11 protein-coding genes are annotated in these 12,064 nt (G+C 66.7%); 7 read left to right on the top strand and 4 right to left on the bottom strand.

Translation table 11 applies throughout. The features are described from left to right. Positions 1 to 11 precede the first annotated feature (11 nt). Positions 12 to 212, top strand: coding sequence for a hypothetical protein (locus tag AC1DYL_RS05020; protein WP_477172269.1), 201 nt, complete (start codon positions 12 to 14; stop codon positions 210 to 212). Here AC1DYL_RS05020 and xth read toward each other — a convergent pair. The 4 genes from xth to AC1DYL_RS05000 form a co-directional block, all read right to left on the bottom strand. Further along, positions 209 to 988 carry an exodeoxyribonuclease III gene (xth, locus tag AC1DYL_RS05015; protein ID WP_477152043.1) on the bottom strand — a complete coding sequence of 260 codons (780 nt, stop codon included), beginning with the start codon at positions 986 to 988 and terminating at the stop codon, positions 209 to 211. The genes AC1DYL_RS05020 and xth overlap by 4 nt on opposite strands. Positions 989 to 1,016: 28 nt before the next feature. After that, entirely contained in the window at positions 1,017 to 2,138 is a 1,122-nt protein-coding gene (locus tag AC1DYL_RS05010; RefSeq protein ID WP_477172268.1) for a serine hydrolase domain-containing protein, read from the bottom strand. Between the two features lie 69 nt (positions 2,139 to 2,207). Next, the gene (locus AC1DYL_RS05005; protein WP_477172267.1) at positions 2,208 to 3,317 is read right to left on the bottom strand and encodes a serine hydrolase domain-containing protein; all 1,110 of its coding nucleotides are present in this window, start codon (positions 3,315 to 3,317) and stop codon (positions 2,208 to 2,210) included. An 80-nt stretch (positions 3,318 to 3,397) separates the two neighbouring features. Continuing rightward, entirely contained in the window at positions 3,398 to 3,751 is a 354-nt protein-coding gene (locus tag AC1DYL_RS05000) for a HesB/IscA family protein (protein WP_477152040.1), read from the bottom strand. A gap of 49 nt (positions 3,752 to 3,800) precedes the next feature. Between AC1DYL_RS05000 and AC1DYL_RS04995 the strand changes: the two genes are divergently transcribed. From AC1DYL_RS04995 to AC1DYL_RS04970, 6 genes are all read left to right on the top strand, one after another. Beyond that, positions 3,801 to 5,027 carry a deoxyguanosinetriphosphate triphosphohydrolase gene (locus AC1DYL_RS04995; RefSeq protein ID WP_477172423.1) on the top strand — a complete coding sequence of 409 codons (1,227 nt, stop codon included), beginning with the start codon at positions 3,801 to 3,803 and terminating at the stop codon, positions 5,025 to 5,027. Between the two features lie 28 nt (positions 5,028 to 5,055). Continuing rightward, positions 5,056 to 6,801, top strand: a complete 1,746-nt coding sequence (gene argS / locus AC1DYL_RS04990) for an arginine--tRNA ligase (protein ID WP_477172266.1) — start codon at positions 5,056 to 5,058, stop codon at positions 6,799 to 6,801. A gap of 90 nt (positions 6,802 to 6,891) precedes the next feature. Next, positions 6,892 to 9,399, top strand: a complete 2,508-nt coding sequence (locus AC1DYL_RS04985; RefSeq protein WP_477172265.1) for an SPOR domain-containing protein — start codon at positions 6,892 to 6,894, stop codon at positions 9,397 to 9,399. A 75-nt stretch (positions 9,400 to 9,474) separates the two neighbouring features. After that, complete coding sequence (locus AC1DYL_RS04980) at positions 9,475 to 10,266, top strand: segregation and condensation protein A (RefSeq protein ID WP_477172264.1); 792 nt, start codon at positions 9,475 to 9,477, stop codon at positions 10,264 to 10,266. Continuing rightward, the gene (scpB, locus tag AC1DYL_RS04975; protein ID WP_477172263.1) at positions 10,263 to 10,934 is read left to right on the top strand and encodes an SMC-Scp complex subunit ScpB; all 672 of its coding nucleotides are present in this window, start codon (positions 10,263 to 10,265) and stop codon (positions 10,932 to 10,934) included. The genes AC1DYL_RS04980 and scpB overlap by 4 nt, the downstream gene beginning before the upstream one ends. Next, positions 10,931 to 12,031: an ABC transporter ATP-binding protein gene (locus AC1DYL_RS04970; protein WP_477152035.1), complete on the top strand. Its 1,101-nt coding sequence runs from the start codon at positions 10,931 to 10,933 to the stop codon at positions 12,029 to 12,031. Before scpB ends, AC1DYL_RS04970 begins: the two co-directional genes overlap by 4 nt. The last annotated feature ends 33 nt before the right edge of the window (positions 12,032 to 12,064 follow it).

The following is a 12,064-nucleotide window of genomic DNA, read 5'->3' as shown; positions in this document are numbered from 1 at the left end:
GGATTTCCATCATGCGCCTGCCGATCATTCTCGCTCTCATCGTCGTCATCACGCTCCCCAAGGATGTCCGCGGGTTCGTCAACGACGTCTCGGACCAGGCCCGCATCGCAACGGCCTCGATCGCGCAGTTCCTCGATCGCGACGAAACGGTTCAGGTGGCCGACGCCAGCAATGTGCTGAAAGCCAAGAACACGGCCGGCAATATCCGCTAGAACGCGAAATCGCCCTCGACCGGCACGTGGTCACTCGGCTTGTCCATGCCGCGCACTTCCCGGTGCACGATCACGTCGTTGAGCCGATCCGCCGCCTGTGGTGACAGCAGCAGGTGGTCGATCCGTATCCCGTCATCGCGATCCCACCCGAAGGTCTTGAAGTCCCAGAACGTGTAGGACGGCTCATCGGTCACCGCCCGCACCGCATCGGTGAGCCCCAGGTTCAGCAGCGCCCGCCACTTCTCGGCACTCTCCGGCCGGAATAGCGCGTCCCCCACCCACTGCTTCGGATTCTTCGCATCCACTGCCGCCGGGATGATGTTGTAATCGCCTAGCAATATGAACGGCTCTTCCAAAGCCAGCCTACCCTCGACGAACGTGTGCAGCCGGTCCATCCAGCTCAGCTTGTAGGTGAACTTGTCGGTGCCCACCGGATTTCCGTTCGGCAGGTAGATGCCGCACACCCGCACAACGCCGCCCTCGACCGAGAACACTCCCTCAATCAGGCGGGATTGCTCGTCGCTATCGTCGCCGGGTAATCCCCGCGTCACCTCGTCGAACTTATGCTTGGACAGGATCGCGACGCCGTTCCAGCTCTTCTGGCCATGCGTCTCGACGTTGTAACCCAGGGCTTCGATCTCCATGCGCGGGAACGCATCATCGACCGACTTGATCTCCTGCAGGCACACGATGTCGGGCGAGACATCCTCCAGCCACTTGAGCAGCAGTCCCTGCCGGGCTTTGACGCCGTTGATGTTCCAGGTGGCGATGCGCATGCGGCCGACTCCAGTTGAGCGGAGCAGCCTACTGGCCGCCCGTCCTGCCGTAAACCGCGTCGCGGATGTCGAACCGGTACTGGCCGCTGCAGCCCTCATAGGGCGTATTGGTCATCGACAGGATGGTGATGCCGCTGGCCGGATCGACCGTCCACTCGTGGCCGTAGACCCCGCCCCAGCGCAGCGTACCTCGCGCCACCGGGCTGTTTGCCGCGACCGGATCGTCGACGATCGCCGACAGGAAGCCGAAGCGCTGGCCCGCATCCTGCGGCCGGCGCGGCAGGTCGCCGATCTGGTTCTGCGCCGCCATCTCGACGGTTTCGGTCCGCAGCACATCGCCGCCGCCGGCGCGGATGGTCTCGAAGAAGGTCATCAGGTCATCGGCCGAGCCGACCATGCCGGCGCCGCCGGATTGAAATGCCTTCCTGTTGAAAATGCGCGAGGGCGAAAAGTCCGTCCGTTCGCCCAGCGGATTGATCAGCACATCCGGGTCGCCCATCCGTCGCAGTCCCGGCGGGCCATCCGCATAGGGCACTGCCAGCCGGCTCTGGTCGCCGACGGAGAACCCGGTGTCCTTCATCCCGAGTGGCCCGACGATGTAGTGCTCCACTGCCTCACCCAGTGTGCCGCCGTGGATCTTGGCGACGATGGCGCCCAGCACGTCGATATTGACGCCATACTCCCAGCCGGTGCCCGGCTCGAACAGCAGCGGCTCCTGCGCAATCAGCGTCAGGTTGGCCTCGTGGTCGAGTTCGGTCTGCTGCAGCCCCGTGGTAATTGCCGGGTTGCTGAAGCCATAGCCCAACCCCGAGGAATGGCTCAGCAGGTGCCGGATCAGGATGCGCGCCTCGCTGCCGTCCTTCAGCTTCGGCCGGAAGTAGGGCAGGTGATCGCTGACTGCGTTGTCGAGCCCAATCAGCCGGCGCTCGATCATTGCCAGTGCCGTCGCCGCGACGATCGGCTTGGTCACCGAGGCCAGCCGGAAGATCGCGTCGCGCCGCATCGGCACCTTGGCCTCGCGGTCGAACCAGCCCGCCGCCCGTGCATAGACCAGCTCTCCGTGCCGCTTCACCAGCGTCACCGATCCGACGATCGTCTCATTCGCGATTGCGCCGTCGACAACAGCGTCGATCCGCCCAGCCAAGTCCATTTGCCTACTCCGGTCTCACGCGGGCCTTCGCCCAATTCCAATGTCCGTTCGACGCTCAGGGATCGCTGCCTAAGCGTACACGGCCTGCAATATGTCGTCGCGGAACTTGCCGTCCGATCCCTCGAGCCCGGTATTGCTCATGGAAACGACCGACAGCCCCGCACTGGGGTCGATGAACCAGTTATGCCCGTAGATGCCGCCCCAGCGCACTGTGCCGCGCGGCGCCGGCGAGCCCGCCGCGACCGGATCGTCGAGCCAGGCGCCGAACAGGGAGAACTGCCAACCCGGCGATCCGGCCTGACTCAATTGTGGGGTCTGATTGGCAAGGCCGAGCGCCACCGTTTCGGGCCGCAGGATCGACCCACCGCCGGCACGCAGTGCTTCCAGCAACCGCATGAAATCAGGGCCGCTGCCGGCCGCTCCGCCACCGCCCGACTGAAAGGCCGCACTATCGAAGATCCGATCCGGATCGTAGGTTACGGCGCTGCCCCAAGGAGTAGGGATGGTGTGTACCGACACCATCCGGTCGGGGCCATCAGCCCCGTCGGCATATGGGGTTGCCAGCCGGGAGAGGTCGGGGACGCTGAAGCCGGTGTCGTTCATGCCCAGCGGCCCGGTGACGTACCGGCCGATGGCGTCTTCGAGCCGTCCGCCGACAAGCCGCCCGGCCACGTGGCCGAGGACGTCGATGGAGGGCCCGTAAGTCCAGCCAGTCCCGGGTGCGAAAAGCAGCGGCAGTGCGCCGATCCGAGCGATGATCGCGTCGTCGCCGAGGCGCCAGCGATTCACGCCCGCAGCCTGTTCCTCTGGCGTGAGGATCGAAGCGGTGGAGAGGCCGGACGTGTGCGTGAGCAACTGCCGGATGGTGATGGTCGGCGCGGTGCCATCGGGCAGGCGCGGGCGAAACTCTGGAAGATAGTCGGTGATCGCGGAGTCGAGCCCGAGCTTCCCCGTATCGACCAATGCGAGGATCGTTGCGGCGACGATCGGCTTGGTGAGCGAGGAAAGCCTGAAGATCGCGTCGGGGACCATAGGCCGCCCTGCCTCTCGATCGGCCAGGCCATGGGCACCTTCGTACAGGAGCTCGCCATGCTTGCCGACGAGGACAACAGCGCCGACGATGCGTTTCTCATCGATCGCGCGACCGACCGCCGCCTCGACTCGCCCAGCCAAATCCACAGTCCGCCTCCCAAATCCGCGCGGACGCTAGCGAGCCGAAGCTATCGAGGCAAGGCCGACAATGGTTCAGGCGAGTGGGATCAGGCGACCGCGAAGCTCGTGCCGCAGCCGCAGCCGGCGACGGCATTCGGGTTCTTGATCTGGAAGCTCTGGCCGATCAGATCGTCGACATAGTCGATCTCGGCGCCGCCCATGAACTCGAGGCTCAAGGAATCGATGAGCACCGTGGCGCTGTCTTTGGCCAGCACCAGGTCGTCGTTCGCCGGCGTTTCCTTCACCAGCTTGTACTCGTACTGGAAGCCGGAACAGCCACCACCCGCCACTGCGATGCGCAGCACCGTGCCCTCGCCTTGCTTGGCGAGGATGCGGCCGATCTTCTTGGCGGCGCGGTCTGTCAAAATGACATTGTTCGGTGCTAGAGCAGCTTCGGACATCAGGTACCTTTCGGCCACCCATCGAGGGCAGCGCTGGAGGCTAAATCTAATATCGTTAGGCGACGATGAAAAGGGTCTTGGCCGCATTATGGGTGAACGCGCCGCCTATGCCTCCGATCCCTCGCAGAGCCGCGGCCGGCTTTTCGCGCCGAGCGCCAGCCCGACGCGCTCGGAATTCCAGCGCGATCGCGACCGTATCGTCCACTCCGCCGCCTTCCGCCGCCTGCAGCACAAGACGCAGGTGTTCCTGCACCACGAGGGCCTGCATTACCGCACCCGCCTGACCCACACGCTGGAGGTCAGCCAGATGGCCCGCTCCATCGCCCGGGCCCTGGCGCTGGACGAGGATCTCGCCGAGGCTGTGGCACTGGCGCACGATCTCGGCCACACCCCGTTCGGCCACGCCGGCGAGCGCGTGCTCGACGACAAGATGGCCGAATGGGGCGGGTTCGATCACAACATGCAGGCGATCCGGGTCGTCACCCGGCTCGAGAACCGCTACGCCGAGCATGACGGGCTGAACCTCAGCTGGGAGACGCTAGAGGGCATCCTCAAACACAACGGCCCGCTCACCGACCGCCATGGCCGCGCCCTGCACGCCGGCAAACCGCTGCCGCAGGGGCTCAATGACATCCCGGCCAGTGCCGACCTGATGACCTGGAGCCATGCGAGCCTCGAGGCCCAGGCCGCCGCCATCGCCGACGACATCGCATACAACTCGCACGATATCGACGATGCGCTGCGCGCCGGCCTGATCCGGCTGCCGGACCTTGTGGACGTGCCACTGGTCGGCCCGCTGGTCCGCGAAGTGCTGGAGCGCTGGCCGGATATCGAGCGCAGCCGGCAGGCGCACGAGGTACAGCGCCGGCTCATCACCGTGCAGATCGAGGACGTCATCGCCGAGAGCGGCCGCGCCATTGCCGAGGTAGCGCCGCAGTCGGCCGACGACGTCCGCAACGCCGGGCGGACGCTGATCCGTTTCTCGCCGCCGGTAGCGGCGGCCGAGCAGGCGCTGAAGCGCTTCCTGTTCGAACGCGTCTACCGCAGCGACGAGGTGATGGGCCCGGTCCGCCACAGCCAGACCGTGGTCTCTATGCTGTTCGACCACTACCTCGTTACCGGCGACATGCCCGGCCGCTGGGGCGAGGCAGCCCGTCACGCGCCGGATCGCGCCGCTCGTGCTCGCATCGTTGCCGACTTCATCGCCGGCATGACTGACCCTTACGCGCTCGAGCAGCATGCCCGCCGGTTTGACGGTCAAAGCCACATAGGGTAGGGGCTCAGTCCCTTCCAAAGGTACTGCCATGAACGTCTTCGCGTTGTTTGCCACCCGTGTCGCTGACGCCCTAACGGGGCTCTATCCCTCGATCACCGAGGAAGCCTTGTCGCGCATCGTGGTCGAGCCCCCGCGAGATGCCGCGCATGGCGACCTCTCGACCAACGCCGCAATGGTGGTGGCAAAGCCGCTCGGCAGGAACCCGCGCGACGTGGCGACGGCGCTCGCCGAGCACTTCAAGGCCGACAAGGATGTGACTTCGGTGGAGGTCGCCGGCCCCGGCTTCATCAACTTCCGGCTCGCGACCCCGGTCTGGCACGACGTGCTGAAGTCGATCGCGACGCAGGGCGGCGACTTCGGCCGCTCTAATGTCGGCGGCGGCGAGCGGGTCAACGTCGAATACGTCTCGGCCAACCCGACCGGCCCGATGCATGTCGGCCATACCCGCGGCGCCGTGTTCGGCGACGCACTGGCCTCGCTGATGGCCTATTCGGGCTACGCCGTTACGCGCGAGTACTACATCAACGACGCCGGCAGTCAGATCGACACGCTGGCCAAGTCCACCATGCTCCGTTACCGCGAGGCGCTCGGCGAGACCATCGAGATCCCGTCCGGCTTCTACCCCGGCGACTACCTCATCCCGGTGGGGCAGGCGCTGAAGGCCGAGTTCGGCGATGCGCTGCTGCAGAAGCCGGAGCCTGAGGCGCTGGCGATCGCCAAGGATCGCGTCCTTGCCGCGATGATGGACCTCATCCGGGCCGACCTCGCCCAGCTCAACATCCACCACGACGTGTTCTTCTCGGAGCGCCAGCTACACGGGCAGGGTGGCGACATCGACACCACCCTCGACTGGCTGCGGGCCGAGGACATGATCTACCAGGGCCGGCTCGAGCCCCCCAAGGGCAAGACCCCCGAGGACTGGGAAGATCGCGAGCAGACGCTGTTCCGCGCCACCAACTATGGCGACGACGTCGATCGCCCGCTGGTCAAGTCGAACGGCGCCTACACCTACTTCGCCGCTGATATCGCCTACCACCGGAACAAGTACCTGCGCGGCTTCAACCACATGGTCAACGTGCTGGGCGCCGATCACTCGGGCTACGTCTCGCGGTTGAAGGCGGCCGTAAAGGCCGTCTCGCATGGCGAAGCCGATATCGACGTGCGCATCTGCCAGCTGGTCCGGCTGATGAAGAACGGCGAGCCGTTCAAGATGTCGAAGCGCTCCGGCGACCTCGTCCTGCTCTCCGACGTGGTCGAGGAAGTCGGCTCCGACGCCACCCGCTTCATGCTGCTCTACCGGCGGAACGATGCGGCGATGGATTTCGATTTCGCCGTCGTCAAGGAACAGACCCGCGACAACCCGGTGTTCTACGTCCAGTACGCTCACGCCCGGACGTACTCGGTGTTCCGCAAGGTCGCCGATGAGATGCCGGCCCTCGACGCTTCTGCCCAGGCGCTGTCGAAAGCCGATATTTCGCTGCTTTCTTCCGAGGCTGATCTTGAGCTGATCAAGGCCCTGGCGCAGTGGCCGCGCATCGTTGCTTCGGCCGCAAGTGCACATGAGCCGCACCGTGTAGCGTTCTACCTCTATGAACTTGCGGCGGCGTTCCACGGCTTCTGGGCGAAGGGCAATCAAGATGTTGCCTTACGTTTTGTTAACGCCGATGATTCAATGCTGACTTCAGCCCGACTCGCCCTTGTCGGTGCTGTGCGTCAGGTGCTCGTTAACGGCTTGACCCTGCTTGGTGTTAGTGCCCCGGAGGAGCTTTCATAATTCCGGCGCATTGGTTGCTAGAGTGGCCGGCTTGCTCGGCGGGGGTCAGGGCGAGCACCGAGACCACTAGTTTAGGGGGCGCTGCTTTCAATGACAGCGAGACCGCAGCAGATGCCTGATGGCCAGGATAAATCCGACGACCTGATCGCCGAGCTCGCCAAACTCATGGCGAACAACGCCCAGGGCGCCGAGCCGGAGGCCAAGCCAGCGCCCAAGCTCGTCACCCTCAACGAGACGCCCAGGCCTGAAGGGCAGGGGCCGGCTCCGCTGGTGCGCATCCCGGGAATGGACGCACCCGCCGCCCCCTCGGCTCAGGCCACAAGTGCACCCGTACCGCCTCCGTCCGATCGTCCGGCTCCGATTGCGCCCGGTGTGCTGCGCATACCCGGCATGGATCAGCCGGTCGCTGCCGCGCCCGCTCCGGCGGTGACGGCGCCTGCACCCCAGGGTGAGACCAAGCCCGCCGCATCGTTCGATTTCGGCACGCTGCCTGCTGCGTCGACCACCTTCAAGCCCGAGCCGATGTCCAACTGGCAGGATCGCGAGATCCCAAAGCCGCCGGTTTCGGTTCGTCCCGCCGCCATCGAGACCCCGGTGCCAGTGCGTCCGGCTGCCGTCGAAATGCCGCCGGTCATGCGTCCCGCCGCGGAAGCTCGCCCTTTGGTCGAAGCGCCGCTCGCCGACCCCATGGCCGAACTCGAAGCCGACCTGAAGCCCGTCGCTGTCGAGCCTGAAGTGAAGGCCCCGGCGCCCCGCACGGAGCCCACCTTCTCCGCTCCGCGCCCGGCGCCCCAGCCTGCCGTCGCTCCGGTTCCGGCGCCTCCCATGGTCGCCGCCGCCAAGGCGTCTTCGCCGGACGACAGCTTCGATTTCGATTTCGGCTTCGGTTCCGCGCCTCCGGCGCCCATCGCTCCGCCCGATGCCCGCCCGCAGCCCAAGCCTGCGGCGCCGCCTGCTGCTCCCGCGGCCTCGTCAGTCGATCCGATCGCCGACCTGATCGCGATGGAACTTGATTCCGCCGAGGTCGAAGGGTCTGCAGAGGCGGAGGTCGAGCATCGTCCCGCCTTGGCGCAGCCTGCGCCGCGCAGCTTCCCGCTACCGGGTGCCGTTCCTGCGCCGCGTCCGGCCGGCAGTGCACCTGCCGGCAGCGTCCAGTTCCGTGCCCCTGTTGCACCACAGCCGGCCCCGCCGGCACCCCGCGCGGAAGATCGCTTCGGCGTCGCGCCGGTCTTCGGGCCGACCAGCAAGGTGCAAGCCTCTCGGCCGCCCCAGCCGCCTGCTGAGCGCGACCCGATGGATGAGATCGAGAGCCTGATCGGCGAAGCGGTCCGCGTCGAGCTGACCAGCGATCGGCCGGCTATGCCGGCGCCCGCTCCGGCACCCCAGGCCGCTCCGGTCGTCCCGCCGCTCACCACCGGTTTTGCGCCGCGCCGGGCTGCGCTCAAGGATACCGAGCCGCAGGTTCCGTCGGCCGAAGCCGCCATTCTTGCCGCGGCGGCAGCCAGCGGTGCGGAAGTCGGTCGTATCGATGGCATGGCGGCCGAGCAGAGCCCCTACAAGCGCCCCAAGTCCAAGCCCGAGCGCCGTTCCAGCGGCATGCGCCAGTATGTCGGCATGGCCGTCGCCGGCACGCTTCTGCTTGCCGCGGGCTTCGGCCTCTACTGGGTGCTCGGCATGGGCCGCGGCACCGATGCCGATGCGCCAGTGCTCCAGGCCGACGCGACGCCGGTCAAGGAAACACCACCTCCCGCCGCAAGCTCCCCGACCCAGCAGGGCTCGGTGGTATTCAACGAGCTTGATGGCACCGAAAACCCGGCCGACGAGCAGCTCGTCTCGCGTGACGACAGCGCGGAGACCAGCGTTGCGGACGTGGCCCGCACCGTGGGTGAAGGCGACGATGCCGCGAGTGAAAGCGAACTCGCCAACCGCAAGGTTCGCACCGTGACGGTCCGCCCGGACGGCACTATCGTCTCGGGTGACGAAGCCGTCGCCGGCAACGAGGAACTGCCGGTCGACCGGCCAGCCGTGCCCGATCTGCCCGGTGCCGACGTGCAGCCGTCCGAGCTTCTCGCCGCTGTTCCCGATGCTGCCGCCGATCCGATCGGTGCAGCCATCACCACTGGTCCCGAACCGGCGGCCGACGCTACCCAGCTTTCGGCCCTCGCCGAGACAGGGCCGGCGCCCACGATCGATCCGAGCATCGTTGCTCCGGTTCCGGTCGCCCGCCCGGCGGATCGTTCGGTTCTCGGCGGCGGCTCCAATCAAACCGTAGCGGTGGTCGAACCGACCCAGGCAGTGGATCTGGGCGTCGAGGCCCCCGCGGCGCAGGCCTCTGCACCCGCGGCAAGCGGCAGCGGCCCTTACGTGCAGCTCAGCTCGCAGCCCACCGAGGGCGACGCGCAATCGTCGCTCCGCACCACCCAGAACCGCCTCGCGGGTCTCTTGGCAGGGCGCAGCCTGGCCGTGCGTCAGGTCAACCTTGGTGCCAAGGGCACGTGGTATCGCGTCGTGCTGCCGGTGGATTCGTTCCAGGAAGCCACCCAGACCTGCGCCAGCCTCAAGGCAAATGGCGTGGATTGCGTGCCGATCGGCGGTTGATCGGCACCCGCAATTCCTTGACGCCCGTCTCGGTTCGGGACCAAGCTCGCACGAGCTGAGCGGGCAGGCGACTTCATGAGCGACACATCCACGGACTGGTTCGCGACGCCGGACGCGCCGCGCGACGAGGTGATGTATGTCGACGTCGCTGGCTACGAAGGCCCGCTCGACCTGCTGCTCGACCTCGCCCGCCGGCAGAAGGTCGACCTTTCCCATATCTCGATCCTGGCGCTCGCCGAGCAGTATCTGAGCTTCATCGAGACGGTGCGCGAGAAGCGCATCGAAATCGCCGCCGACTACCTCGTGATGGCGGCCTGGCTCGCCTACCTCAAGAGCCGCCTGATGGTGCCGCAGGCGCCCAGCGACGACGAACCTTCCGGCGAGATGATGGCGGCGCTGCTGCAGTTCCGCCTGAAGCGGCTGGAGGCGATGCGGAAGTCCGCTATGCAGTTGATCAACCGCCCGCGCCTCGGCCGGCAAGTGCATGCGCGCGGCCAGCCTGAGCCGGTGCTCGTGGAGCGCCGCAACCTCTGGGAAGCCTCGCTCTACGACCTGCTGAAGGCATACGCCACGGGTCGCGAGCGCAACGTGCCGCAGGACTACCACCTGTTCGAGCGCAGCGTCTGGTCGCTGCAGGAAGCGCGCGAGATATTGACGCGGCTGATCGGCGAAAGCATGGACTGGGTGCCGCTCGACGCCTATCTGGACCAATACCTGAGCAACCCTGAGCAGCGGAAGACCGCCACTGCCTCGAGCTTTGCCTCAAGCCTTGAACTTGCCCGGCAGGGGCAAATAGAACTGCGCCAGACCCTGACCTTCGGCCCGCTGTTCATGCGCCGCAAGGTCGATGGAAAGAAGCCTGAATGACCGACGAAGCGCCGGACGACCAGTTCGACGAACATGGCGAGATCGCCGAGCGCAACCTCAGGGTGCTCGAAGCGATCCTGTTCGCCTCCGCCGAACCGCTGTCTCCGGCCGACATAGCGCCATATCTCGGTGACGGTGCCGACGTGCCGGTCCTGCTTGAGAGGCTGGCGCAGCGCTATATCGGCCATGGCGTGCAACTGGTCCGCCGCGGCGACAAATGGGCTTTCCGCACCGCCGACGACTTGTCGTTCCTGCTCCGCCGCGAAGAGACCGAAAGCCGCCAGCTTTCCCGCGCGGCGCTGGAAACCCTCGCCATCATCGCCTACCACCAGCCGGCGACCCGTGCCGAGGTGGAGGAGGTCCGCGGTGTCGCCAGCGGTGGCGGCACCTTTGACGTGCTGATGCAAACCGGCTGGGTCCGCATGCGCGGCCGTCGTCGCACACCGGGCCGACCGGTCACCTACGGCACCACCGAGGCCTTCCTCGATCACTTCGGCCTCGAAAGCCTCGCCGATCTGCCCGGCCTTGAGGAACTCAAAGGCTCCGGCCTGCTCTCGAGCCGCCTGCCTCCCGCCTTCCAGGTCCCGTTGCCCTTCGATGGCCCGCTGCGCGACGATGAGGACCCGTTGGAGCCCGACGACCAGGGCGAGAGCGACGGCGTTCAATGACTGACAGCCCGGAACTAGAAGACTGGGGCCCGCGCGGCACTGCCGGCGTCGCCTTCGCCGCGGCACTTCGTTTCGACGCCGTGGATGTCACCCTCGGCGGCCGGCCGGTGCTGCAGAACTTCTCGCTGGCTCTGGTGCCGGGCGAGATCGTCTGCCTGCTCGGCGAGAGCGGCTCAGGCAAGTCCACCATCCTCCGCGTCGCCGCCGGCATCCAGCGGATCGACGGCGGCACGGTGAAGATCAACGACCAGATCGTCTCCGGCCCCGGCGTCCATGCCAAGCCCGATCGGCGCGGCATCGGCCTGATGTTCCAGGACTTTGCGCTGTTCCCGCACCTGACGCTGCTGCAGAACGTCACCTTCGGGTTACGCAAGCTCGGCCGCGTTGCAGCTCTGAACCAGGCCCGGCAGGCTCTGAAGCGCGTTGGCCTCGATGACCGCGAGGCGGACTATCCCCATCGCCTGTCTGGCGGCCAGCAGCAGCGCCTGGCGCTCGCTCGCTCGATTGCCCCGCGGCCGGGCATCCTGATGCTGGACGAGCCGTTCTCGAGCCTCGATGCGCGCCTGCGCGAGACGGTACGCAGCGAGACCCTCGCCGTGCTGCGCGAGACTCACGCCACCACTATCATCGTTACGCACGATCCCGAGGAAGCGATGTTGCTCGGCGATCGCATCGCACTGCTCCGCCACGGCAAGCTGGCGCAGATCGATACCGCCTCCGCAATCTACAATCGTCCGGTCGACCTGAACGCTGCCCGCTTCTTTTCGCCGCTGAGCGAGATCGAGGCACGGGTGCAGTCTGGCAGGGTGGAGACGCCGCTCGGTCCGGTCCCGGCCCCAAAGCATGCCGATGGCACCGCCGTGACGGTGGCCATCCGGCCCATCGGCTCCCTCGACGTGGCGACGGAAGGCCCCGGGATTCCGGGGCGTGTCTTGGCCAAGCGCGACGCCATCGGCATCGACCTCTGCGAGGTCAGCGTCACCGGTCTCGACCGCCCCATCCAGATCCGCCGCCGCGCCGATCGTAACCTTGTCGTGGGTTCGGACGTATTCCTGACCCTCAACCCGGAACACGTCCTTGTGTTCGCCAAGGATTGAACCTATTTCTCTGCGCTAGTGTAAGCGTAGAGC

It is taken from the genome of Devosia sp. P1_H9, assembly GCF_056405135.1.
The sequence above is the reverse complement of the archived record's forward strand: the minus strand, read 5'-3'. Positions and strand labels throughout refer to the sequence as shown.

What these genes read in the sequence shown, in the direction of transcription:
- AC1DYL_RS05020 (WP_477172269.1), top strand. Translation starts at nt 12, where the DNA reads ATGCGCCTGCCGATCATTCTCGCTCTCATCGTCGTCATCACGCTCCCC.
- AC1DYL_RS04985 (WP_477172265.1), top strand. Translation starts at nt 6,892, where the DNA reads ATGACAGCGAGACCGCAGCAGATGCCTGATGGCCAGGATAAATCCGAC.
- AC1DYL_RS05010 (WP_477172268.1), bottom strand. Translation starts at nt 2,138, where the DNA reads ATGGACTTGGCTGGGCGGATCGACGCTGTTGTCGACGGCGCAATCGCG.
- AC1DYL_RS04970 (WP_477152035.1), top strand. Translation starts at nt 10,931, where the DNA reads ATGACTGACAGCCCGGAACTAGAAGACTGGGGCCCGCGCGGCACTGCC.
- argS (WP_477172266.1), top strand. Translation starts at nt 5,056, where the DNA reads ATGAACGTCTTCGCGTTGTTTGCCACCCGTGTCGCTGACGCCCTAACG.
- AC1DYL_RS04980 (WP_477172264.1), top strand. Translation starts at nt 9,475, where the DNA reads ATGAGCGACACATCCACGGACTGGTTCGCGACGCCGGACGCGCCGCGC.
- scpB (WP_477172263.1), top strand. Translation starts at nt 10,263, where the DNA reads ATGACCGACGAAGCGCCGGACGACCAGTTCGACGAACATGGCGAGATC.
- AC1DYL_RS05000 (WP_477152040.1), bottom strand. Translation starts at nt 3,751, where the DNA reads ATGTCCGAAGCTGCTCTAGCACCGAACAATGTCATTTTGACAGACCGC.
- xth (WP_477152043.1), bottom strand. Translation starts at nt 988, where the DNA reads ATGCGCATCGCCACCTGGAACATCAACGGCGTCAAAGCCCGGCAGGGA.